Annotated in this window: 19 protein-coding genes; 8 read left to right on the top strand and 11 right to left on the bottom strand. The window is 64.4% G+C overall.

Going from position 1 to position 24904, the window contains the following annotated elements; translation table 11 throughout:
• Positions 1-25: 25 nt before the first annotated feature.
• A complete protein-coding gene (gene pcaD / locus ACEI37_RS07510) occupies positions 26-1198 on the top strand; it encodes a 3-oxoadipate enol-lactonase (RefSeq protein WP_373376124.1) in 1173 nt (390 codons plus the stop codon).
• Position 1199: 1 nt separating this feature from the next.
• Here the strand turns inward: pcaD and ACEI37_RS07505 are convergent, their stop codons facing one another.
• Entirely contained in the window at positions 1200-2171 is a 972-nt protein-coding gene (locus ACEI37_RS07505) for a helix-turn-helix domain-containing protein (protein WP_373376123.1), read from the bottom strand.
• Positions 2172-2236: 65 nt separating this feature from the next.
• Here ACEI37_RS07505 and pobA point away from each other — a divergent pair, with 65 nt between their 5' ends.
• Complete coding sequence (gene pobA, locus ACEI37_RS07500; protein WP_373376122.1) at positions 2237-3463, top strand: 4-hydroxybenzoate 3-monooxygenase; 1227 nt, start codon at positions 2237-2239, stop codon at positions 3461-3463.
• Between the two features lie 76 nt (positions 3464-3539).
• Here the strand turns inward: pobA and ACEI37_RS07495 are convergent, their stop codons facing one another.
• From ACEI37_RS07495 to ACEI37_RS07475, 5 genes are all read right to left on the bottom strand, one after another.
• Entirely contained in the window at positions 3540-4496 is a 957-nt protein-coding gene (locus tag ACEI37_RS07495; protein WP_373376121.1) for a 2Fe-2S iron-sulfur cluster-binding protein, read from the bottom strand.
• Positions 4493-5566: a Rieske 2Fe-2S domain-containing protein gene (locus tag ACEI37_RS07490; RefSeq protein WP_373376120.1), complete on the bottom strand. Its 1074-nt coding sequence runs from the start codon at positions 5564-5566 to the stop codon at positions 4493-4495. The genes ACEI37_RS07495 and ACEI37_RS07490 overlap by 4 nt, the downstream gene beginning before the upstream one ends.
• 150 nt (positions 5567-5716) lie before the next feature.
• The gene (locus ACEI37_RS07485; protein WP_373376119.1) at positions 5717-6292 is read right to left on the bottom strand and encodes a nucleoside deaminase; all 576 of its coding nucleotides are present in this window, start codon (positions 6290-6292) and stop codon (positions 5717-5719) included.
• A 290-nt stretch (positions 6293-6582) separates the two neighbouring features.
• Positions 6583-7821, bottom strand: a complete 1239-nt coding sequence (locus tag ACEI37_RS07480; RefSeq protein ID WP_373376118.1) for an MFS transporter — start codon at positions 7819-7821, stop codon at positions 6583-6585.
• Between the two features lie 52 nt (positions 7822-7873).
• The gene (locus ACEI37_RS07475) at positions 7874-8605 is read right to left on the bottom strand and encodes a cysteine hydrolase family protein (RefSeq protein ID WP_373376117.1); all 732 of its coding nucleotides are present in this window, start codon (positions 8603-8605) and stop codon (positions 7874-7876) included.
• A gap of 402 nt (positions 8606-9007) precedes the next feature.
• Between ACEI37_RS07475 and ACEI37_RS07470 the strand changes: the two genes are divergently transcribed.
• Positions 9008-9733 carry an isochorismatase family protein gene (locus ACEI37_RS07470; RefSeq protein ID WP_373376116.1) on the top strand — a complete coding sequence of 242 codons (726 nt, stop codon included), beginning with the start codon at positions 9008-9010 and terminating at the stop codon, positions 9731-9733.
• A 24-nt stretch (positions 9734-9757) separates the two neighbouring features.
• A complete protein-coding gene (locus ACEI37_RS07465; RefSeq protein WP_373376115.1) occupies positions 9758-10642 on the top strand; it encodes a polysaccharide deacetylase family protein in 885 nt (294 codons plus the stop codon).
• 69 nt (positions 10643-10711) lie between these two features.
• Here the strand turns inward: ACEI37_RS07465 and ACEI37_RS07460 are convergent, their stop codons facing one another.
• The gene (locus ACEI37_RS07460) at positions 10712-11953 is read right to left on the bottom strand and encodes a PucR family transcriptional regulator (protein ID WP_373376114.1); all 1242 of its coding nucleotides are present in this window, start codon (positions 11951-11953) and stop codon (positions 10712-10714) included.
• Between the two features lie 191 nt (positions 11954-12144).
• On the opposite strand from ACEI37_RS07460, the gene ACEI37_RS07455 reads away from it, so the two are divergent.
• Positions 12145-13041 (top strand): LysR family transcriptional regulator, encoded by an 897-nt coding sequence (locus ACEI37_RS07455; protein WP_373376113.1) that lies wholly within the window; start codon positions 12145-12147, stop codon positions 13039-13041.
• A gap of 11 nt (positions 13042-13052) precedes the next feature.
• Here ACEI37_RS07455 and ACEI37_RS07450 read toward each other — a convergent pair whose 3' ends face one another.
• The 4 genes from ACEI37_RS07450 to ACEI37_RS07435 are packed head-to-tail and all read right to left on the bottom strand — an operon-like array spanning position 13053 to position 16593.
• Positions 13053-14087, bottom strand: coding sequence for a porin (locus tag ACEI37_RS07450; RefSeq protein WP_373376112.1), 1035 nt, complete (start codon positions 14085-14087; stop codon positions 13053-13055).
• Between the two features lie 43 nt (positions 14088-14130).
• Positions 14131-14856, bottom strand: coding sequence for a glutathione S-transferase family protein (locus tag ACEI37_RS07445; protein ID WP_373376111.1), 726 nt, complete (start codon positions 14854-14856; stop codon positions 14131-14133).
• 4 nt (positions 14857-14860) lie between these two features.
• Positions 14861-15622 carry a hypothetical protein gene (locus ACEI37_RS07440; protein WP_373376110.1) on the bottom strand — a complete coding sequence of 254 codons (762 nt, stop codon included), beginning with the start codon at positions 15620-15622 and terminating at the stop codon, positions 14861-14863.
• A gap of 50 nt (positions 15623-15672) precedes the next feature.
• On the bottom strand, positions 15673-16593 hold the full coding sequence (locus tag ACEI37_RS07435; protein ID WP_373376109.1) for a fumarylacetoacetate hydrolase family protein: 921 nt from the start codon (positions 16591-16593) through the stop codon (positions 15673-15675).
• Between the two features lie 168 nt (positions 16594-16761).
• Here ACEI37_RS07435 and ACEI37_RS07430 point away from each other — a divergent pair, with 168 nt between their 5' ends.
• The 3 genes from ACEI37_RS07430 to ACEI37_RS07420 all read left to right on the top strand — a co-directional run bounded on the left by ACEI37_RS07430 (position 16762) and on the right by ACEI37_RS07420 (position 24839).
• Positions 16762-17298, top strand: coding sequence for a dihydrofolate reductase family protein (locus ACEI37_RS07430; protein WP_373376108.1), 537 nt, complete (start codon positions 16762-16764; stop codon positions 17296-17298).
• Between the two features lie 480 nt (positions 17299-17778).
• On the top strand, positions 17779-18363 hold the full coding sequence (locus tag ACEI37_RS07425; RefSeq protein WP_373376107.1) for a hypothetical protein: 585 nt from the start codon (positions 17779-17781) through the stop codon (positions 18361-18363).
• A gap of 107 nt (positions 18364-18470) precedes the next feature.
• A complete protein-coding gene (locus tag ACEI37_RS07420) occupies positions 18471-24839 on the top strand; it encodes a hypothetical protein (RefSeq protein ID WP_373376106.1) in 6369 nt (2122 codons plus the stop codon).
• Positions 24840-24904: the final 65 nt, after the last annotated feature.

The following is a 24904-nucleotide window of genomic DNA, read 5'->3' as shown; positions in this document are numbered from 1 at the left end:
CTGGCCAACATTTCAGGAGACTGCATTGCCCTATCTCGATCACGCAGATGCCCGGATTTTCTACGCCGTCGATGGTCCCGAGGCAGCCCCCGCCATCATCTTCTCCAACTCGCTTGGCACCGACTACACCATGTGGGACCCGCAGGCCGCGGCGCTGGCCGGGCGCTTTCGCGTCGTGCGCTACGACACGCGCGGGCATGGCCGCTCGACCGCGTCCGGCGATGCCTTCACTGTGGCGCAACTCGGCCAGGATGTGATCGCTATCCTGGACGCGCTAGGCATCCGTGAATCCGTGTTTTGTGGCCTGTCGATGGGCGGACTGACCGGTATGTGGCTTGGCATCCATGCTCCCGAGCGCTTCTCGCGCATCGTGCTGGCCAATACCGCCGCCAGGATCGGCAACGCGCAGGGATGGAACGCTCGAATTGACACCGTCCTGCGGGAGGGCATGGGCGGGATGGTCGCGCCTTCGCTCGAGCGTTGGTTTACTCCCGGGTTTTCGGCCACGGCGGATCGCGCGCTCGACGGCCTGCGCGGCGTGCTGGCAGCACTCGATCCACGCGGATATGCGGCCAATTGCGCGGCGGTGCGTGACGCCGACTTCCGCGAGACGGTATCGGCGATCACGGTCCCGGTGCTGGTCATTGCCGGCAGCGAGGATCCGTCAACTACCGCGCAGGAGGGCCGTGCGCTGGCCGATGCCATTGCCGGTGCGCGCTTCATGGAATTGCCTGCCGCGCATCTCTCCAGCTTCGAGCAGCCGGGCCGTTTCACCGCCGCACTGGTCGATTTCGTGCAAGGCCGACTGCCCGTGGCAGACGAACACGCCCGCTATGACGCCGGCCTCTCGGTGCGGCGCGAGGTGCTCGGCGACGCGCATGTCGATCGTTCCCTGGCGCGGCTGTCGCCGCTCAATGAAGAATTCCAGAATCTCATCACGCGCTACGCCTGGGGCGAGATCTGGACGCGCGAGGGGCTGCCGCGCCATACCCGCAGCCTGCTGACCATCGCCATGATGGTGGCGCTGAACCGTACCGATGAACTGAAGCTGCATCTGCGCGCAGCTGCCAACAACGGCGTAACCCGCGACGAGATCAAGGAAGTCCTGTTGCAGACAGCGATCTATTGCGGTGTGCCGGCCGCGAACTCGGCGTTTCACCTGGCCGAAGTGGTGTTTGCCGAATCCGGTACTGACTGACTCAGCGCGGTGCGTTCGTACCCGGTCTGGTCACGAACGCAGGCAGACTGCCGCGGCCGGATTCCCGGAAAGCGGTCGGCGTCTGGCCAGTGATGCGCGCGAAGAAACGCGAGAAATAATTCGTATCCGTGAATCCCAGCGAGATGGCGATCTGCTTGACCGCCAGGTCGCTGAACAGAAGATCGCGCTGGGCTTCGGCGACAATACGCGCGTGGATGATCTGCAGCGCTGACCGTCCTGCCAGCCGGCGGCAGATGCGGTTGAGCTGGGTCTCGGTCACGCCTATCTTCGCGGCGTAGTGCCCAATATCCTTGTACTCGCGATAGCCTCCCTCCAACAACTGATGGAAAAGGTCGAAATGCCGTATAGGCCGGCCTCTGCCACGGGCGTCGCCTCCTCCCTCGCTTTGCGCGAGCCGGGCAATTTCGATCAGTAGCAGTGTCAGCAGCGCCGACAACGCGGCTCCTCGCCAGATAAGCGGCTGCTTCATCTGTTGGCGCAACAGGACAAGCGTCCCCGCTAATGCGTGCCGCCGGCTGATGCGGTCATGACGCGGTACATCCAGCCTGGCCACGGCGTCGGGCACCCCGCCTAGCAACGTGCGCAGGTAACCCCCCGTCATCGTGACGATGATGCCATCGGTGCCTCGGGAGAACTGAAACCCGTGGACATGCCCAGGCGGCATCGTGATCAGCGAGCCGCCGCAAAGGCGCTGCCGCCGCCCCTCGAGCAGCGCCTCGCCACCTCCCTTCTGGATGTACAGGATTTGAAGGAAGTGCTCGTGCTTGTGCGGCCGGATTTCCCAGTCGTAGAGACGGCTGCGCGCTGCGATCGACTCAAGATGGAGCTGATCGGCCAGCGGCTCGGCCGAGCTCACGCCATACAGCGAATAGGTCGGTACAGTGTTCAATGGGACGGGGCGCATATCTTCTTGAATGTTCCGATTTTGCTGTCGTTGGTTCGATCTGTCCATTCCAGGGCGCCCATCTGGAGCCTATCTTGCAATCGTCATTTCGATAGCGATCCAGGAGACAAAGCATGGCTATTGCCAATCCCGACCCCGCCCTTCCCACCTCAACCCGCGTTGCGATCATCGGCGCCGGGCCCGCTGGCCTGCTGCTGGGACAGTTGCTGACCGTCGCCGGCATCGACAACGTCATCATCGAGCAGCGCAGCCCGGAATACGTGCTTGGGCGGATTCGCGCCGGCATCCTAGAGAGCGTCACAGTCGACGCGTTGACCAGGGCAGGTGTCAGTGCGCGGCTGCGTGAGCGTGGCCTTGTGCATCACGGCATCGAGCTGTCGTACGGCGGCGCCCGGCGCCGGATCGACCTGCACGCGTTGACTGGCCGCAGTGTCACGGTCTACGGCCAAACCGATGTCACGCGCGACTTGATGCAGGCGCGCATGGATGCTGGCATGCCGACCGTCTACGAGGCGCAGGATGTCTCGCTTCACGATTTCGATGGCGACCGCCCCGCCGTCCGATACCGGCATGGCGGCGCCGACCACACCTTGCTGTGCGACTACATCGCGGGCTGTGACGGATTTCACGGGGTCAGCCGGGCCAGCGTGCCGGACTCGGCCAAGCGGATCTTTGAACGGGTCTATCCATTCGGCTGGCTGGGCGTGCTGGCAGACACGCCGCCCGTGTCCGACGAACTGATCTACGCATCCCACGCACGCGGCTTCGCGCTTTGCAGCATGCGATCGATGACGCGCAGCCGCTACTACGTGCAAGTGCCGTCCGACGAGAGCGCAGGCGAATGGTCCGATGCGCGGTTCTGGGACGAACTTCGCAGCCGGCTCGATCCCGAGGCGGCCGAGCGCCTGGTGACCGGCCCCAGCATCGAGAAGAGCATCGCGCCACTACGCAGCTTTGTCTGCGAGCCCATGCGCTTCGGTCGGCTGTTCCTGGCAGGGGATGCCGCGCATATCGTACCTCCCACGGGAGCAAAGGGACTCAATCTGGCGGTCAGTGACGTGCTCCATCTCGCGGATGGCCTGATCTGCCGCTACCACGAAGGCGATACGCGCGAACTCGATGCCTACTCTGAAAAATGCCTGCGCCGGGTATGGAGGGCTGAGCGCTTCTCGTGGTGGATGACCTCGCTGTTGCACCGGTTCCCGGACGCGGACGACTTTGGGCACCGCATCCAGCAAGCCGAGCTGGACTACCTGCTCGGATCCGAGGCCGCAAGCCGCTCGCTGGCTGAAAACTATACCGGGCTGCCCTACGAAGGACGCGCGCCGGTGGCAGCTTGAATCGGAGCCTGGTCGGTCTTCTCCGGCCAGATTTCCTGGAAACATGCCACCAAGGGAGAGCAAGCCGGGTCGTCTTCTAAAGGTCCAGAACCAGCAGTGGAGACTTGGACCGGGAACAGCAGGGCAAGAATTGGTCATTGGCCTGCTGTTCTTCGGCCGTCAGATAAGAATCCCGGTGATCGGGCGACCCTTCGAGGATTCTGGTGAGGCAGGTGCCGCAGACGCCTTGTTCGCAGGAGCTGAGAATCTCCACCCCGTGCGACGACAGCGCTTCCAGCACGGTACAGTTTGGGGCGACATCGATAAGGGCGCCGGTGCTGGCGATTTGTACCTGAAAACTGCCGTCGGTTTCCTGCTTCTCCACCTTTGCGCCGAAGAACTCGTAGTGCAGCCGGCTCTCAGGCCAGCCGAGTTCCCTGGCGTTGCCAAGTACCGCATCCATAAAGCCGCGCGGTCCGCATACATAGAGGTGGCTGCCTTGCGGCACGCTGGTGAGGGTTGAGCGGAGGTCGATGCGCTGGACATCGTCATGGTAAAACGTGACCGCCTTTGCGAACGCCGATGTCGAAATTCGATGCAGGAATGCGGTTCGCGCTCGCGAACGGCTGCAATAGTGCATCGAGAAACTCTGGCCGGTTCTAGCCAGACGCTCGGCCATGCAAAGGATCGGCGTAACGCCGATGCCGCCGGCCAGCAGAAGGTGATGCGGCGCTTCGTGTGCAAGCGCGAAATGGTTCCTGGGGAAATTGACCGTCATCAGGTCCCCTTCGTGCACCTGGTCGTGGATCGACTTCGAGCCGCCGCGACCGGCCTCGTCGCGGAGCACGGCAATCTGATACCGCTGGCTTTCTGCGGGATCATTGCACAGGGAGTACTGGCGAACCCGGCCTTCGGGAAGATGCACGTCGATATGAGAGCCGGCGCTGAATGCCGGTAGCGGCAATCCATCTGCGCGAACGAGTTCGAAGCTGCAGACATCGATGGCTTCCACCGTCTTGCGCGCGATGCGGACGGTGAGGGTTCCGTCTGTCATGCGCCCTCCTTCGCGCGCGGGCGTTCGGCTTGTGCCTGCGAACGACCGCCTTCCTGCTCCAGCAGCCGGTCAATGACGCGACGCGACAGTACCCCACCCGCATCGATATTCAGCTTCAGCAGCGCGCGTTCAGGCCAGGCCTGCAGGTTTGCCTGCTGGCGCTCAAGCATTTCGAGGTCTTCGCTGAAGATCTTTCCCTGGCCTTCACGGATCGTCTTCGTCAGCTCGGCATCATCGGGCTTGAAGTTCCGCGCCATGCCCCAGAAGTACCAGATGGAGGTCTCGGTCTCCGGGGTAATGAAATCCACCACGATCGAGGCAGCTTTTTTGTCGGCGGGCGCCTCGTAGCCACCGTTTCCTGCGTGCGCAACACCGACTTCGATCATGACGTGGCTAGGCGGCGTGAAGCGGCAAATCTGCCAGCGGTCTACCGGAACGTCATCCGCCAATCCATTTCCACGCAGGGCCAGGCGCCAGAACGGGGGAGCCGATATGTTGTCCATGAAGCGGCTGGTGATAACGGTATCCCCGCTGGCAGACGTCTTCGGCGCCGCTTCATCGATTTCCTTCTGGCCGATGCTGTCTGCGTGGACATAGGTCTCGTGCGTCAGATCCATCAGGTTATCGATCATCAGGCGATAGTCGCACTTGATGTGATACAACCCGCCGCCGTAGGCCCATCCTGGATCTTCTGCCCAGTCGAGCCTGTACAGCTTTGCGGGGTCGGCTTGCCCAGGGTCGCCGGGCCAGACCCAGATGAAGCCGTACCGCTCGATGACCGGAAAGCTGCGGATGGCAGGGAAGCCGTTCACGCGCTGGCATGGCATGGCGAGGGTCTTGCCTTCACACCCCATTTCCAGGCCGTGATAGCCGCAGACCAGCGTGTCACCACGAACGAACCCCAGCGACAGCGGCGCGCCGCGGTGCGGACAGAAGTCTTCCAGGGCCGCCACGCCCTTGCTTTCGGTGCGGTAGATCACCATTGCCTGGCCACAGATTTTCCGGCCGAGCGGCTTTCCGGAGAGTTCGTCGGGCATGCAGGCGACGTACCAGGCGTTCTTCAAAAACATCGTCTCACTCCTTGACTTGTGAGTTGTGGGGATATGACCTCGTCAAGTTGACGCAGCGCCGACCGCTAGCGCGGCAAGCTGCAGCAAAGAAATGACAGGTCCGGGACGTCGGCACAGAGCGGCGGGTTTCGACCGTCATCGTCTTCCGTTTCAGCCCTCGTCAACGCTTGCATCGCTGTGCTGCCCTGGCGGACCCGGCCGCTCGCCCGCCGGATCCCGACGCAGCGCAACGAATTCCCGGAGCGGCGCAAATGCCGCTTCCTGAACGGCTGGCACCGGGCCATGCACCTCGATTGCCTTGCAGCCGCGAGCGAACACGTCCCGGCACGGGAGATCGAAACCCAGGGTACGCACGCCACCTTCAAGCAGCTCGCAGACCTGCTGCTCCGACGCCGCGAAGACCACCCGGCCGATGTTGCTCCAGTAAATGGCGCCGGCGCACATCGCGCATGGCTCTGCCGACGCGTACAAGGTGCAGCCGCGCAGAAACTCCGGCTGGTAGAGGCGCGACGCCGCGGAAACCAGCCGCGTCTCAGCATGTCCCGTGCAATCGCACTGCGATAGTTGAGTGTTTTGCTGCCGCAGCAGCATGTGCCCGCTGGGGTCCACCAGGATGGCGCCAAACGGAAGATTGCCCGCCGCACACGCGGCATGCGCTTGCACAATCGCTTCGTGCAGCCACTTGAGGTCGGCGTTGCTCGGAAAAGTTGGATGATGAGGCTTCATGCGCGTCTATATATCTCTCTCTTTCTGTCCTTGCCGCGCTCGATGCTGCCCGGATCCGCTTCGCCAAGGGAACGCCGAGGCGTGGATCGCCTCGGCGCAGCGGATCGGACCGTATCTGGATCGAAGCAGGAAATACAAAGGCGCCGTTCTTCGTAGCGACAGTCGGCGCCCTGGTTCATGCCCGCCTCCCGCACGTGTCCAGATGATGGGAGGCCGGTGAGTTTGAAGGCCAGTGGCAAGCCGTGCGCTTCTCGGGCGCTATCCGCCACGAGCCGCCACACGCGCATTGGTCAGGCGACGAGCGATTGCTTGCGCTGCATGCGTGCCAGCTTGAGCGGCGCGGATTCGTGCAGGAAGAGCGCGGTGCAGGCACTGAGCAGCGCAGCGCCCGCGGCGATGAGTAGCGGTGCGGACGGCGCGAAAGCGTCGCCAGCAGCGCCCGCAACGAGCGGTGCCACGAAGCCGCCTACGATTTCGGCTGTGCCGACGGCGAAGGCAACCGCGGTCGCTAGCATGTGCGGTGGCACCGATTCGGACGGCACGGTCGCAGCAGCCTGCGGAAGGCATCCGCAAGCCAAGTAGCCGATGAACAGCGGCACCACCAGCGTTCCGAGCGAGGCATCGAGGAACACGACACCCAGCGGCCCGACCATGCCCAGCAGCGAAAACACAATCAGGGTCGGGCGTCGCCCGATCACATCCGACAACTTGGAGACAAACACGGCCGCTATCACTGACGAGATGGCCGCCAGGCTGAGCAGCATGCCCATGTGCTGCGCGCTCATGCCACGCACCTTCGTCAGGTAGATGGGCAGGAAAATCAGCTGCAGGATCAACCAGGTCACCATGGCGCAGGCGATCACCGTGCTCTGCACCATGTTGCGGTTAGCCAGCAGCTGGCGCAAACCCGGGGCCGGCGCCACGACTCCGGATGCCTGGACCGGCGCCTTCGGCTCACGCAGCGTCCTTGCACACAGCAGCGCCAGCAACAGGCCAGGCACACTGGCGATGAAGAACGCACTGCGCCAGCTGAAGGCTGTGGCCAGCCAGACCAGAACGACGGGCGCCAACAGGTTCCCCAGCACGCTGGACGACAGGTTCTGCAGAATGCCAAGATTGAATCCGCGCCGGTGCTCGGACGACTCCGCGGCCATGATGGTCTGGGCCAGCGGTAGCACCGGTCCCTCCGCCAGGCCCAGGCAGATGCGGGTGGCAAGCAGCGCGATGAAGGAAGTCGCGAGTCCCGACGAGATCGAGGCGAGCGAGAACAGCACCACCGACGCAATGAACCACTGCTTGCGACGCTGCTGGCGGTCGGCCACCCTGGCGACCACGTAGCCCGAGACGGCCCAGGCCAGTCCGAGCCCCGACGCCAGCAGGCCGATCTGCGTATTGTTGAGCCCAAGCTCCGGCGCAATGAATGGCAGCAGCATGTTGAGCGCGAGCCGGTCGAACATGACAAAGCCGAAGGTCAGGCTCATCAGTGCGAGGATCTTGTTCTCGTAAGTCAGTAGTGGGCGGTCGTTCACGGGCGTGTCTCCATGTATGAATTGTGGTGATCGATGGGCAAGGGATGGCGACCTAGGGGACAGTGGACTGGTCCAGCGCCCGGATGACTGTGCCGGTGCTGGCTACCCAGCCAAACAGGCCGCCCTGTTGCACGGTCATGGCGACGGCCGCGGCGTGGAGTTCCGGGTCGAAGCTCGCGCACGCGTCTTCGATCAACACGCAGTTGAAGCCGCGATCATTGGCTTCGCGGATGAAGGTGTGAACGCAGACGTCGGTGGTCACGCCCGTCACCAGCAGGTGGTCCACATCGGAGCGGTGGAGAATGGACTCGAGATCGGTGAGGCCGAAGGTCCCGATGCCGGGCTTATCGATGATGATCTCGCCTGGCGCAGGCGCCAGCTCGGGAATGATTTCATGTCCCGGCTCCCCCCTCACCAGGATCCTGCCGAGCGCACCCATTTGGCCGACGAGAGGTTGGCCATTTCGCTGGATGCGCTGCAGCATCGACGGCGGGCAATCCGACAGATCGGGAAGGAATCCCTCACGCGTGTGAATCACGGGCAGGCCGCGGTCGCGGAAAGCCGAAAGCAGTCGCTGGATGGGATCGATAACGCGGCGCGCGCAGCCGATGTCAGCGCCCGAGTCGTGGCTCAGTCCGCCCGGAGAGCAGAACTGATGCTGCATGTCGATCACGACTAACGCGCATCGGTGCAGAGGCAGCCGAAGAGGCTTGGGACGTGCTTCAACGTCAATGTGATGCGTCGGTCTTGCTTTGTGCTGGGCGCTCATGTGTGCGGCTTCCATCCATTTCTCCTGAGGACACTGCGAGGCTAGGTATGCGGCTCTCCCCGGTAAAGGATGTCTGTCGAAACCGTGCGCCAGCACGAAAGATGCGGATGAAGTATCGGCTCGGCAACCAAAGCATCCGGGGCCCTCGCCAGGATGATGGAGGGACCTGGCGGCACAAGCCAGCGACCGGGTCACGGCTTGATGCCCTTAGCCTGCATCTCAGGGTGAAGCACGCTCAGGCGGCGACGGCACCCAGCTTTGGCTCGCCGGCCAATGCCATGGCGGATGGCTTTATCCAGACGCCCAAAGTCGACCGCCTTCGCGCCTGAATGGATCGGTCGTCACTACTCTGGACGCCAGGCGGCAACGGATCGGCAAGATTCGCGGCCCCACCGTGTATCCACCCAAAGGACAACCATGAAGAACTGGGACACCTATCTCACTACGCGCGACAAAGCGGTCTTCGAACAAGCCGGATACGGCACCCGCGCCGGCTTCGGAGCGCGGCCGGCACTCGTCATCGTCGATGTCAACTATTCGTTCTGCGGCCATCGCAGCGAACCGGTTCTTGACTCCATCAAGGCGTGGCCGAACAGTTGCGGCGAGGAAGCGTGGGAGGCCATCGGCCATCTGCAACAAGTACTTGAAGTTGCACGGCGACAGCATATTCCGGTGTTCTACACGACGGCCAACCCGCGCCGGCCGGACGGATTCGATGCGGGCGGCTGGAAGCGCAAGAACAAGCGCGCCGGTGGCCCCATCGGCGTGCCGGGCTATCACATGGACCAGATCGTGGCCGAGGTTGCCCCGGTTGCCAGCGATGTCGTCATCGAGAAGCTGAAGCCATCTGCATTCTTCGGCACGCCGCTGATCGGTTACCTGACCGACCTTGGCGTCGACACCGTGCTGGTTTGCGGGTCGACCACCGGCGGGTGCGTACGTGCCACCGTCATCGACGCGTTCTCGTACAACTTCCGCGTCTCGGTGATCGAAGAATGTACGTTCGACCGCGGGCAAGCGTCGCATGCGATCAATCTGTTCGACATGAACGCGAAGTATGCGGACGTCGTGTCGGCGCGCGAAACGATGACGTACCTGGACGGGCTCGACGGCCATCTGTTCGATGAGAAGATCGGATTCTGATCCGGCCACTTACAGGAGATCAAGTTGGAACACACACGCTTTCCGTACTCGCCGATCAACGAACGACCACGGTTCGCCCTGCCCAATGGCGCGCGCGTTGCCGTATGGGTGATTCCCAATATCGAACACTTCCATTTCGACAAGCCTTCCACGTCGCTGACCAACTTCTCAACCCGATTCTCGCCCGACGTGCTGAACTACTCGTGGCGCGACTACGGTGCCAGGGTGGGAGCGTTCCGGCTGATGGATCTGATGGACAAGTATGCGATCAAAGGGACGGCCGCGCTTAACGCGGAAGCCTGCGACCGCAATCCCCAGATCATCGAAGCCGGGCGGCAGCTGCGTTGGGAGTGGATGGGGCATGGTGCCAACAACAGTACGCTGCTTGCCGGTCTCGACGAGGCCGACGAGCGCGCGATGATCGCAGACGTGCTGGCCCGGATCGAGCAGGCAACGGGGTCGCGGCCGCGTGGCTGGCTGAGTCCCGTGCTAACGGAAACGTTCAATACGCCCGACCTTCTTGCCGAGCAGGGCGTGGACTATGTCGCAGACTGGGTCAACGACGATCAGCCCTATCCGATGCGCGTTCGCAGCGGATCGCTGTACAGCATCCCCTACTCGATGGAGATCAACGATATTCCGGCCTTCATTGAACATCATATGACCGGCGAGGAATTTGCGCGGATGATCATGGACCAGTTCGACGTGCTGTATGAGGAGGGAGGGGAGACGGGCCGGGTCATGTCCATTGGCCTGCACACCTTCCTGGTCGGGCATCCGCACCGGAGCAAGTACCTCGAACAGGCTTTCCGCCACATCACCAGCCGGAGCGATGTCTGGCTTGCGACGGGCAGCGAGATCATCGACCACTACAAGCGCACTGTGCCTGCAGACAGTGTGATGCGCTGACCCGCCTGGCGCCGTCCTGACGTCGGCGAAGGCCGCCGCCGGGATGGCGCCGGATGTTTCCACGGCGGTCTATTTTGCGCGCGGCTCCTGCGTCAGTTCCGTCCGGTAAAGGATCTTGAGCAGGATGAAGGCCAGCTTTACCCGCAGCAGATCCGTGGTCTTGCTGAAATCAATGCCAAGTGTTTCGGCCAGTTTGTCGAGCCGATAGGCAAGCGTATTCTTGTGGACGCCGATCGCGCTCGCGGCTTCCAGCACACGGCCCTCGTGTTCGATATAGGCCTCAAGGCTTTCCATCAGCTTCCGGTCGCGCGGCTGCGAACTTGCGGGAAGCGACTTGAGCACGCTGCGCGTATAGCGCGCCATGTGTTCTCGTGTAGCGCCTTCGAACAACAATACGAATTCGAACTCGCCGAACATGAAGACGGCGCCTTTGTAACCCAGGCCCTTCGCCGCGCGGGCAACATCGAACGCTTCGTCGCAGGCGTCCGGCAAGTCCCTGAGTTCACTTTTCCGGCTGCTGACCGCAATTCTCCAGTTGTCCCTGTCGGGAATGCCCGTGCATCGATCCAGGGCATTGGTCAACGCGCAACGCATGGTCCCCGCGCTGATTCCCGTCGGCTGCGGGACGATGACCAGGGTGGCCGGGCCGATGCGGAACCGAACGATGCTGTCCGCGTCGATATGCAGAAACGCGGCAACGTGCTGGACCAACGGCTCCAGATCAATTTCCGAAAGCGCGGCGTCGCGCGTGCCGCGATGGGTCGCGAGCGCACAACAGAATGGCGAGGCCGGCATGGCAATGCCGAGATGCGCGGCATGCTCGAGCACGGACTCGAGCGAAAGCTCGCGCGTGCAATAGCGTTCCAGTGTGCGCGCGAAGCTGTCCGCGTCAGTGTCCGGCGTGCTGGGTTCGGGAGACACGGCAATTGCCATCGCCACGATGCCGGCGACGTGCGCCAGCAGTTCGGCTTCTGCCGCCGAGATCGTATGCCGTGTGTCCTTGAACAGGATATTTCCCACCCGCGTGTCGCCCCGGGCAAGCGTTTTGCGGAGGAACGGTACGCCCTCGATTCTCAGCCAGATTGGCCGTGTCTCCCAAGGCCAATGCTCGATCAACGCGGACGCACGCAGACCGGTGTTGTTGAAAATCACACGGCCGTGAAAATTGATCACTGCGAAGGGCGTATCCACGAGGACCGAAAGCTCAGCCAAAGCATCCCTGGTGCAGCGCTTGTGCAGCAGGAAATCGAGAAGACGGCTTTGCTTCGTCCGTACGGTCTCGAGGGCTTCCTCATCAATCAGGGATTCCATGGTGAGGGTCTCCGGGTTGCGGAACACGCGTGACGATCAAGACAGCCTCGCGTCCGCCTGACTCCAGGGGTCCGTCGGTTCCCTGGATGGGGACCGATTGTAGGAAGCTCCGGGCTGTATGTAAAATGCATAACGGAGCTTGCTAGCATTACCTATATGCATAGGACTGAAGCGCCGCAACCGAGGCACGCGTGAACCTTATCCAGCTCAGACACTTCATCGCCCTGGCAGAGACCGGATCGTTCAGCCAGGCAGCCACGCAATTGCAGATCACCCAGCCTGCGCTAAGCCGCAGCATCCAGGCGCTCGAGGCCGAGATCGGCCTGCCGCTGGTGGACCGTATCGGCAGGAAGAATGTGCTCACCCCGTACGGCAATGTCGTTCTGGCGAGCGCAAGGCGCGTGCAGGCCGAGGTCGTCGAGTTGACCGAGGCATCGCGGCGCCTGAAGGGCGGCGAGGCAGGTAGCGTGCGCGTCGGACTCGGGCCGGGCCCGGGCACCCTGCTGATGACGCCTTTCATGGCCCATATGGCGACGGACTTTCCGAAGGTGAAAGTGACGATTTCGCGTGGGGCGACGCATCTCCAGTTACAGTCCTTGCGCAGCGGGATGCTGGATGCTCTTGTGGTCGACCTGCGCACGCTGGTCGTGGCGCCGGATCTCGACGTGGAGCGGCTTCCAGACCTGCAGGCAGGATTCCTTTGTCGTCGGCGCCACCCGCTGCGGCGCCGCCGCCGCGTGTACTTCGACGATTTGCTGCAGTATCCGATCGCTGCGGCACCGCTGTCGGACGAGGTGGCCAGAATCCTCGTCGCGCATTTCGGGCCCGCGGCACATCCGGACTCCATGGTGACCTTACGCTGCGAAGATCTGTCCAGCCTTATCGATGTCGCCGTGCAGACTGACGCCGTGTTCCTTGGCATTCTCGCGGCAGGGCGCCATGCGGTTGCACGTGGCGATCTCGCCGAGCTACCGGTACATCCGCTTCTGGATAGCGCTGCACAGTTCGCCCTTGTCACCCTTCGCGACCGAACCGAACCGCCCGCGTTGGAGCTCCTTCGAGCCTTTATTGCGCGGGCGATGGGCTGATTCCCGGACGATCAGAATTTGTGCCGCAGGCCGACGCCGAACGAGTCCCCGTGCGATTGGCCGGAAAGGCGGTCATTGGTGTAAGCCACGAAGACGTCGGTCCGCTTGCTCAGGTTGTGGTCGTAGCCCAATGACCACGTGCTCCGGCTCGTATCGTTTGCGCCTCGGTTACGGGTGTACGCGTAGGAGGCCAGCCAGCTGCCCGACCCCATCGGCACGGCGGCGCCGAGTTGCCCGCCGTCGTTGCGCAAGTTGCCTGATGCCATGGTGTTGACGATATGCTGGTACTGGCCAAACAGCTTGACGAATCCGGCATCGAAGGACACGCCGAGCTGGACTGCGTCCTGCCGCCGCATATCGGGTGCTATGGCTGCCAGATCACCCGGGGTCGCGTTGAACCGGATCTGTTGGTAGGCGACCGTCGCGGCCAGCGCCCCCCCGAAATAGAGCAGGTGTCCGCCCCATTTGGCCTGGCCGTTTGCACCGGGCCTCTCACCGAACGAGTAGGCGGCGTTTGCCTGTAATCCGCCAAACTTTGGCGACTGGTACACCACGGCATTGGCCCAGCCGGTATCGCCAATCACCCCTTGGCCGCCCGCCCCGCGATAGGTATGCGCCATCATCGGCGAGAAGGTGAAGGAATCGACGAAGGGATTGAACAGGATGGTCGAAAGGAAATAGGGTGCGGTGATCCTGCCAGCCCTGGCCTGGCCGAGACTGCCCGACAGGCCAACATATGCATTTCGCGAGAAGAGCGCGTCGCCGCGGAACCTGCCCTGGCTGCCATCGTCTGTAGCGAAGAAGCCTTCAAGCCCGAAAAGCGCGCGACGGCCTCCGCCCAGGTCCTCCTCTCCCTTGATGCCCCAGTACGGCGCCTGCATGCCACCGCCATTGATGCCATAGGTGCGTTGCGATCCGGGTTGCTTTTGCGCGCCCGCCCATGCGCTGACCTGGCCATACAGCTCGAGCTTTGTCTGGGCTAGCGCCGGGCTGCATGACAGTCCTGCCCATAGGCCGCCAATGATTAGCCGGTGATGAAACTGCATTGATCTCTCCTCCTTTTGTAGTCGTTCTGATTTCAAGCCGGTCTCAGGTGAAGCGGGAACCGGCGTAGTACGCAAGCGCAAACGCCGGCAGGTGTTGCATCCGCAGGTACCAGTCGGCGAGTGCGGACATTGACTTCCAGCGGTCGGAGAGCCCAAGGTCCTCAAGTCGGACGATGGCTGGAAGCACGGCAATATCAGCCAGACTCATGGAAGATCCCGCCAACCACTGGCCGCGTTCGAGCGACGCATTCATGCGCCGGAGTACCTGATCGATTCGCTCTTGCTCAAGGGCCAGGCGGCTTTCTGTGAAGCCGTTGTCACCCATCTCCAGCCAGAAGCCCTTGCGCAGGGGGAGTGTGTCGGCAAAACGGCGCCGCGCTTGCGCCGAACGGCTCTGGATCTGGGCAAGATAGAAGTGCTGGAAAGACAGGTAGCGGACCGCGGGCATCATGACTTCGTCGAAGTAAGTCACCCAGGTCCGCATCGTTGCTCGCACGAGCGCGTCGCCGGGGCGCAGCGGCTGTTCCGGAAAAACGTCATCGAGGTACTCGTTGATGACGCTCGACTCCACCACCACGTTGCCGCCGTGAAGCAGCGTAGGGACGAGGCCATTGGGATTGAGCGCGAGATACTCCGGCGACAATTGTTCGTCGCGGTCAAGCCGCAGTGCGCGTTCCGTGAAGCGCAGGCCCTTCGCCGCGAGGGCGAGCCGCACGCGCAAGCTGCAAGTCGACCGTGCCGAGTCGTAAAGAATCAGATCGCCGTCCATTCGCTCACCCGATGCGTTCTTCGGCGCTGACTCGGCGGAAATCGAGTTCGACTTGCGACGGACCGATTGGCGGCAGTGCATGGGTCCATTGCATGCCGTTCCAGCTTGCCGGCTCCGTCCTGCTCCGCATCGGGCCGGTGATGACGGCATGCAAATCGGACGTGGAGTACAGGTGGATGTCGGTGACGCTGCTCCAGTCCAGCCCTGCGTCGTTGAGCCTTGCATCGGCCACATCGAGGATGTAGGTGACCTTGTTCAACCAGGCGGCGGGACTTGTTTCGCCCTCTGCCACGACCGTCTCGCCCTGCGGGGTAAAGCGGACTTCCGGAATTGCGGAAAAGATGAAGTCCTGAGGGCTCTCAGCGGAATCGGCGGGCTCGGCGGGAACCGTATAAGAAAACGCGTGCAATGCATCACCGTGGTTGCCGTTGTCGACGACCACGTTCGTCCGCGCGATCGGGACGGCGCCGTCAATCAGCAGTCCCTTGGCGGCAAGTCGGTCGATGTAGGCCTGGTTGAATACGCCGAATTCATCGCGCGTGAGTTGTCGCGACGAATACTGGCGAAACTCCATGCCGCACAGGGCAGCCAGGGGTCGCCCCTGTTCGTGCAGATGCGCTTCGATGACCTCCAGCGCTGCGGCAGCCGGTGGACCATCGCGGAATACGGCGCGGCGAATTCTGTAGCCGGGGCTTGCAAAGGTGGCGAAGCTGAGGAAAGAAATGCCGGGAACAAAACTGTAATTGCCTTGATGATTAATGCGCATGATTTGTTTGGTGCGTAAGGTACTGGGGAGCCTCGGGCGAACGAGGTGGGTCAGGGACGGGCTTCGGGTTCCACACGGTTGCGCAACGTGCCGATGCCTTCGATCTCGACTTCAACGAGATCGCCTGCACGCATATAGCGCTGCGGCTGGCGCGCCATGCCGACGCCGCCGGGCGTGCCAGTCAGCAGCACGTCACCGGGTTCGAGCGTCACTGCTTCGCTGATCTGGGAGATGAGGGTCGCGACGTTGAAGATCAGGTCTGCCGTGGAAGCTGACTGCATCATCTCCCCATTGAGGCGAGTCTCGATCTTCAGCCCTTGTTCCACAGGGCGAGGTAGCTCGTCGGGCGTAACGAGGACAGGACCGAACGCGCCGGTATCGTCAAAATTCTTGCCCCAAGTCCACTGGGACGAACGAAACTGGTAGTCGCGGAGCGTCGCGTCATTGAAGACCGAATATCCGGCAATGTGGGCGTGCGCATCGGATCGGCTGATATAGCGCCCGCCGCGTCCGATCACGACGGCGAGTTCGCCCTCGTAGTCGAGCGCGCCGGAGACCGACGGGAGACGGATCGGCTGGTCGCACGCTACAAGCGTCGTTGAAAATCGGACGAAGAAATCGGGGTATTCTGCTGGCTTCGAGATCGCCGCCTCGGCGCGGTGGTCGACGTAGTTGAGTCCGACGCAAAGGATCTTCGACGGGCGCGCAATGACAGGCAGGAGCGTGATCGTGCTCTCGTCAAGATGCGGTGCGGAGGCGATTCGCCTGGCTGCGGCCGCCAAATCTTCGGTTCGCAGCAAATCGGACAGTTCTCCGGGGCCGAGATCAACCGGGACGCCATCGCGGTACGCCCCTACGCGCGGGCTTCCCTCGCCGAGACGGTGTGAAAAAAAGCGCATTGTCTTCCTCGCGATCGCCCTTTCAGGCGCGGTGTTGTGGTCGTCGGAGTGTGAGATGACGCGCTGAGCCACTCAAACGATTCGCGAAGGATTAGTCGGAGATCCAATGAATTGCCGAGCTTCTTGTGCAGGCTGCACTAAGTGTTTGCGACCCCGGGCGGCCCTGACACGGCAGATCTCGCGCCGTCCGTGCACCCACATCCCACCGCTACGCCTGGGCGTATTTCAAAGGAATCAAAGATGATCACCGGACACGTCTTCATTGCTACCAGCCTTGATGGTTTTATCGCCCGCCCCGATGGCGACATCGGCTGGCTCCTCGAGCGGGATGACCCCGCCGAAGACCACGGCTACACCGACTTCATCGCCGACAAGGGCGCGATCGTGATGGGCCGGGGCAGTTATGAAAAAGTCGTCACGATGGGTGAATGGGCCTACGACCGGCCGGTGCTGGTGCTGTCCCGGCAACTGGCCGGCAAGCCGGTGCCCGACGCGTTGCAGGGAAAGGTGCGCTTCTCCGATGCGACGCCCCACGATGCAATGGCGCACCTGGAGGCCGAAGGCGTGCAACGCGTCTATGTCGACGGCGGCCAGGTGGTGCAGTCGTTCCTGCGCGAAGGATGGATCGCCGACATGGTGGTCACCACGGTGCCGGTGCTGATCGGCGCAGGCAGGCCATTGTTCGGCAAGCTGCCGCATGACGTGAGCCTGAAGCTCGAGTCGAGCCGTCACTTCCCTTCCGGACTGGTGCAGTCCTCTTATCGCGTGCTGCGCTGATCCCTGCTCAGGGGCGGGCGCCCTTTCTCACAGGCCCAAGCCGTTGCTGCGAATTTCGCAATAATCGCTCGGGCCAATGCATTAAAAAATTACTTAATACACCCTTAAGAGCGACATAGTTGCGCACGCAACGCGGCTCCTATATGCTCCCGGCTGCACCAAGGGCACCAGTTTGGTGCCATTCTTTTACGGGAAAAGGTGTGCGAGAAATACATGTTCAAAAATCATGCCTTTTGACACACTTACATTTGTTTACAGTTGATTTGTCTTTTTCCTAATTGTTGCGGCTATCATCGCCCCGCGAGTGATGTATTGGACATAAATGCATTAAGACATTTGTAACGATATGTAGGCCATGGCAGTGACAAGCGATGGACCGAACCGAACGATATCCGTGCAGTGCCTCCAGACAGGCCCGGGCAAGCGCCGCAGAGCGCAATGCGTCCGGTCTTGTCCTTGCATCGACAAGGAAGACAGACAATGCTTGCGCCCCTCCTCACCCCAGGCCACTCGTCCGACCGTAGCCTGGCCGCCCTCTTGCTCGCCATGATCACCGCGCTTGCCGGGGCAACTCCCGATGCGCGGGCACAGTCGAGCGCACCAGCCGGCCAGCCACGGCCCGGGGTCACTGTGTTCCAGGGCCAGGCCGCACAGCTCGGCGTGAAATCCTGCGCCGGCCTGATCGCGCAACTGGGCGACAGCCTGACGCAGGGCGCCCGCTTCACCGCCAACACCCAGGCCCAGAAAAACGCCCCCAACGACCACGCCGCACAGGCAGTGGCCGGCCTTGCCTATGACGCGCCGGGCTACAAGGGCAAGGCGGCGGGCATCGTGTTCACCGCGCCGACCCGCACCGGTTGCGAAGGCAACCTGGTACGCGTGGCGCCCTTCACGCAGTCATGCCAGGACGTCGTGCGCCTGCTGCCCAAAGGCAGCGCGCTGACCGCGGACCTTTCCGGCACGCCGCTTTACACGCTGGGCGGCAACCAGGGCCAGGCACTGCTGGTGCCGAGCGGGTCCGCCTGCGTCGTCGTCACGGTGGCGAGCGCCAGGACCAGCCAATAGCGTTGACCAGGTAGCCGCCACCGGCACACCGCACCGGCCGGTCCAGGCCGGGCGTCTTTACGTTTGAGTGGAATCGATCTCCGGCTTCGTGCCGGAGCGGGGGGCTTTTGTCCGCATTTTTTGCGCGGACCGGGGCCGATCGTCGTTGGCGAACACATCTAGGGAGAGTCGTCGCCATGCAGCAAACCAGAACAATGTCCCGGGCCGATGCCCGCCGGACGCATGACAACACCTTGCCCGCGGTCTCGGGCGTTGCGGGCATGCACGCCTCGCAGCGGCGGCGCATCTTTGCCGCACTGCGACGCGCGCACCGGGTGTTGGGGATGAAGCGGGATGGGCTCGGGCTGGGGGTCGGGCTGAATGGGTCAGCGGTGGGGTCGATGACCACGAACGGCGTCGCGGTGTCGCTGCAGTTGGCAGCCGCACGCATGGGCGGTGGATGGCTGTCCGGCGGCGGGCTCGCCGCGCTGGCATCGCCGCTGGCGCTTGCGATCGGACTTGCCGCCATGCCGCAGGCGGCGAGCGCCCAGAACTATCAGGCTGGCACGGGCGCCGTTGCAACCGGCGGCGGCGGCACAGCGGTCGGCACCAATGCCTCGGCAACCGCCACCGGTGGCGGCGCCCCGATCGCCATCGGCGCCAACTCCGATGCGAATTCGACCGGCGCGGGCTCACCGATCGCGATCGGCACGGGTGCCAATGCCAGCGGCACCGCCCCTGCGGGCAACAGCTTTGAAGCGATCGCTATCGGCACCGCCGCGCAGGCCACCGGAGCATGGTCCACGTCTGTCGGCAATGTCGCGACAGCCTCGGGGACCGGAGCCAGTGCCTTCGGCACCGCAGCCGCGGCGTCGGGGAACCAATCCACGGCGGTTGGCAACGGTGCAAACGCGTCGGCCGTTGGGACGATCGCCATGGGCTACGTCGCCACCGCGACGCAGGCGCAGGCCGTTGCGATCGGCTACCAGTCCAACGCGACCAGCCAGAACGCACTGGCGCTGGGCGCCTCCGCCAACGCAAGCGCCGACTCCTCGTCGGCGCTCGGCCGCGCCGCAACTGCTTCCGGCATCGCGTCGACGGCACTGGGGAACCTGGCCCAGGCCCAGGCGGATTACTCGCTTGCCATCGGCTCGGGCGCCGTCGGCGCTGGCCAGGCAGCCGTTGCCCTCGGACAGGGTGCGGGCGCCGGCTCGACAGTGGGCAATGCCAACTCCATCGCTGTCGGCATCGGCTCGGGCGCGCTGGTGAGCGGTGCGCAGAATACCGCCATCGGCGGCGGCATCGCCGGTGCCATGCGGGGTGCCGGTTCCGGTGTCTCGGGCGCCCGCAACGTTGCGATGGGCAGCGGCGACGGCAATGTCGCTTATGACGGCACCGTCGACGCGTCCGCAGGCAGCCTGGTGACGGGCAATGACAACGTCGCCATCGGCACCAATGCCGGCATCGGGGTCGCCGCGAATGCGACGACGTCGATCGGCTACAACGCCATGGCCACCGGCATGAATGCCACCGCGCTTGGCGCGGGTGCCGCCGCCAGCGGGCTGAACTCGGTCTATCTCGGCGCACGCACCATGCCGGGCACCGGTGCCATCGGGCAGGGCGCCATCGGCGTCGGTACCGACGTCACCGCATCCCAGACCGATGCCATTGCGATGGGGCGCCAAAGCCAGGCGAGCGGTGTCAGTGCGATCGCAATGGGCACCATGGCCGTCGCTGACACGGCGGATGCCGTGGCCATCGGCAATGGCTCGACCGCCACCGGCGGCAAGGCGGTGTCGATCGGCTCCGGCAATTTTGCGTCCGGCAATGGCGCAGTGGCCATCGGCGATCCGAACACGGCCACCGGCGACGGTGCCGTTGCGCAGGGCATGGACAACACCGCGACCGGAAATGGCTCGGTCGCGCTCGGCAACACCAATATGGTCGGCGGCGGCGGGCAGGCAGTCAGCACCGCCGGCACCGCCGCGCAAGGCGCGGTCGGCATCGGCTACCAGAACACCGTGGTCGGCCAGGGCAGCGTCGCGATCGGCAGCACCAGCCGGGCGCTTGCCGCCGGCGCGGTCGCGTTCGGCGATTCCGCTGTGGCAAACAACGCGCGGGATGTCGCGCTTGGCTCCGGGTCGGTGAGCGCTGCGCCCGTGCCGACGCCGAACACGGTGATCCGCGGCACGACGTACAACTTTGCCGGCGCCAGCCCCACCAGCGTGGTCTCGGTGGGCGCAGCAGGCGCGGAGCGCCAGATCCAGAACGTGGCCGCCGGCCGGATCAGTAACACGTCGACCGACGCCATCAACGGCTCGCAGCTCTATGCCGTGCAGCAGTCGCTGCAATCCGTGGTTGCAGGCGCCGCCCCGCATTACTACAGCGTCAACGACAACGGCACGATCGCCGCGAACTACAACAACGATGGTGCCACCGGGCGCTTCTCGGTAGCAGCTGGCGTAGGTGCCACGGCCGCCGGAATCCAGGGCACGGCTACCGGCTATCTTGCCAACGCCAGCGGCCTTGAAAGCACGGCCATCGGCTATGCGAGTACCGCAAGCGGGGTCAACTCCACTGCAATCGGTAACCAGGTGGTCGCTGCCGCGAGCGGCAGCATTGCGATCGGTACCAACAACACCGCACTGCCGCACGTGGACGCGGCGTCGACCAACGGCATTTCGATCGGCCTCTGGTCGACGGTCAACAACGCGCCATCCGGCATCGCCTTGGGCGATCGCGCGGCGGCTTCCGGCGCGAACACCACGGCTGTCGGCGCCACTGCGGCGGCAACCAATACCGGCGCGACGGCGTTCGGCTCGGGCGCGACGGCCAGCAATGTCCAGACGCTTGCTGTCGGCCAGAACGCGACGGCAACCGGGCCGGAGTCTTCGGCTTTCGGCTACAACGCCGCCGCGGTCGGATCGAACTCGGTCGCGCTCGGCACCGCCAGCCGCGCTGCCGACAACACCACCATGGCGATCGGCGCCAATGCCAACGCGTCCAACTACGCGACGATTGCGATGGGGCTGGACACCCTGTCGGACGGCAACAGCACGCTCGCCATCGGCCGTGGCGCGCAGTCGCATGACTTCCAGAGCGTCGCACTGGGCGCAGATAGCCAGGCCGCCGCCGGCGGCACTGCGGTGGGCGGCGTAAGCGTTGCCACCGGCGTCAATGCGACGGCGCTTGGCCGGTCGAGTACCGCGACGGGGAGCGGTGCCGTCGCCGTGGGCGTGGCCAACGCCTCGGCAGATGGTGCTGTTGCCATGGGCAGCAGTGCCGCGGCGAGCGCCCTCAACAGCATCGCGGTGGGTCGCGGTGCGGTCGCCAATGCCGAAGATGCAGTCGCCATGGGCACCAACGCCGTGGCAACGGGCGGCAAGGCAGTCTCGATCGGATCGAACAACGTCGCCTACGGCAATGGCGCGGTCGCCATTGGCGATCCGAGCTACGCCAGCGGCACCGGGGCGTTTGTCGGCGGTGCGAACAACATCGCCAACGCCGACGGCACCGCGAGCGCGACGGCCGGCAACGCGGCCAATGGCGCCGTGGCGATTGGTAACGCCAACACCGCGATCGGCCAGGGCTCCGTCGCCTTGGGCAACGGTTCGCGTGCCGCGGCAGCGGGTGCGCTCGCCTTCGGTGATACCGCAACGGCAAGCAATGCCGGCGATGTGGCGCTCGGCTCGGGCGCCATCACGTCGGCGGCAGTCGGCACGCCCGGCGCCACCATTGGCGGCAACGCCTACACCTTCGCGGGTGCCACGCCGGCCTCGACGGTCAGCGTCGGTGCGCCGGGCGCGGAGCGGACCATCACCAACGTCGCCGCGGGCCGCCTGAGCGGCACCTCGACCGATGCGGTGAACGGCTCGCAGCTGTATGCGACCAACACGCAGGTGGACCTGAACACCGCGAACATCGCCACCAACACCACCAATATCGCCAACCTGAGCACCACCATCGGCGATATCAACAACGGTGCCGGCATCAAGTACTTCCATGCCAACTCGGCATTGCCGGACAGCCAGGCACTGGGCACGGACTCGGTCGCGATCGGGCCAAACGCGGTCGCCAACAATGCCGGCGATATCGCGCTGGGCGCGGGTTCCGTCACGGCTGCGGCCGTCGGCACGCCCGGTGCAACGATCGGCGGCACGGCCTACACCTTTGCGGGCGCGACGCCGGCCAGCACGCTCAGCATCGGCGCGGTGGGCGCCGAGCGGACCATCACCAACGTCGCGGCGGGCCGCCTGAGCGCCGGCTCCACCGATGCGATCAACGGTTCGCAGCTGTATGCCACCAACCAGGCGATCGACCAGGTGGCGCAGCAGGCTGGCGCCACCAACGAACGCGCGCTGAAGTACGACTGGAACGACGCCAACGGCAATGGTCAGATCGACCCGGGCGAGGTCAACTACAACTCGGCCACGCTCGCCGGCGCCGGCGGCACGACCATCTCCAACCTGGCCGATGGCGCGGTCAGCGCAACCTCGACCGAAGCCATCAATGGTTCGCAGCTGTATGCCGTGAGCAGCAGCATCACTAACCACCTTGGCGGTGGCGCGGTCGTGAACCCGGATGGCACCATCACCGGTCCGGTCTACAACATCCAGGGCGGCAGCTACACCACCGTGTCGGATGCGTTCACCGCGGTCGACGGCAGCATCACCAATATCAACACGGCCATCGACAACATCAGCAACGGCGGCGGCATCAAGTACTTCCACGCCAACTCGACCCTGCCCGACAGCCAGGCGCTCGGCACCGACAGCATCGCAGTGGGGCCGGCGGCGTTGGCCAACAATGCCAACAGCATTGCGATGGGCACCAACGCCATCGCGGGCGTCGATGGCGGCGTGGCGCTGGGCGCTGGTTCGGTCTCGAACCGTGCGCTGGCACCGGCCAGCGGCAACATCGTCGCGGGCACCGGACTGGTGCCCTACAACACCAGCGACGTCACCCTGCTGGGCGCGGTGTCGGTGGGCAACGCGGCGACCAACAGCCTGCGCCAGATCACCAACGTGGCCGACGGCACCGAGGCCCACGATGCGGTGACGATCCGCCAGCTGCAGGGCGCGATCGGCTCGGTCTCGGCCACCGGCACGCGCTACTTCCACGCGAACTCGACCGCAGTCGATTCGCTGGCGGCGGGACAGGAGTCGATTGCCGTGGGTCCGACCACGGTCGTCAATGGCGACAACGGCATCGGCATCGGTAACGGCGCGCTGGTCGAGATGACCGCCCCTGGCGGCACCGCCATCGGCCAGAACGCGCTGGTATCGCAAGCCGATGGCGTCGCGCTGGGCACCAACGCTCAGTCGCAGGGGATCCAGTCGCTGGCGCTGGGCGCGGGCTCGCAGGCGCTGTTTGCCAACAGCGTCGCGCTGGGCGCGGGCTCGGTCACCACGGTGGGCGCTCGCACCGGCTATATCGCCTACGGTGTCGGCGGCGGGCAGAACTCGGTGGGTGAGGTCTCGGTCGGCACGGCCGCCGGCCAGCGGCAGATCACCAACGTCGCGGCCGGCTCGGCGCCGACCGATGCGGTCAACGTCAGCCAGCTGAACCAGGTCGCGCAGAACACCGCCACCTCGCTCGGCGGCGGGGCTGCGTACGATCCGAACACCGGCAGCTATACCGCCCCAACCTATGCGGTCGGCGGCGGCACCTACAACAATGTCGGCGACGCACTGGCCGCGCAGAACACCATCGTGACCAACCAGGGCAGCAGCCTGGCCAACCACCTTGGCGGCGGCACCACCTATGACCCGTCCACCGGCAACCTCGGCGGCGGCTTCACGGTCAACGGCAAGACCTACGCCAACGTCGCCGACGCCATCGGCGATACCGCCGGGCAGGTCGGCAACTCGATCCAGTATGACAACTCGGATCGTTCGCAGATCACCCTGGGCGGCACCAACGGCACCAAGGTCACCAACGTCGCGGCCGGCAACGTCAGCGAGAACTCGACCGACGCGGTCAACGGCTCGCAGCTGCACGCCACCAACACCACGGTGAACAACCTGGTCGAAGGCAAGGTCGGCATCGTCAAGCAGGAGAACAGCAGCGCGCCGATCACGGTGGGCGGCGACACCGGCGGCACCAGCATCAGCGTGGCCGGCAAGGACGGCGACCGCCAGATCACCGGCGTTGCCGAAGGCCGCGCACCGACCGATGCCGTCAACGTCAGCCAGCTGAACCGCGTCAGCGAGGGCATCGACCAGAAGCTCGCGAGCATGGACAGCCGCGTGCGCGCCACCGAGAACCGCTCCAACGCGGGCATCGCCTCGGCGATGGCCATGGCCAGCCTGCCGCAGGCATACCTGCCGAGCAAGAGCATGCTCGCCATCGGCACCGCCACGTTCAATGGCGAGACCGGCTACGCGCTGGGCCTGTCGCGGGTGTCGGAGAACGGCTCGTGGGTGATGAAGGCGTCCGGCGCGGCGACCTCGCGTGGTGATTACGGCGGCGCCGTGGGCATGGGCTATCAGTGGTAAGCCGCACGGACCCATCCGTGCAGCAGACGGCACCGGCAGCACCGCGGTGCCCGTCTGCCCGCTTC

This window comes from Cupriavidus nantongensis (genome assembly GCF_041726985.1).
Classification (GTDB): Bacteria; Pseudomonadota; Gammaproteobacteria; order Burkholderiales; family Burkholderiaceae; genus Cupriavidus; species Cupriavidus nantongensis_A.
Note: the sequence above shows the minus strand (reverse complement) of the source record. Positions and strands in the feature narration are given on the sequence as shown.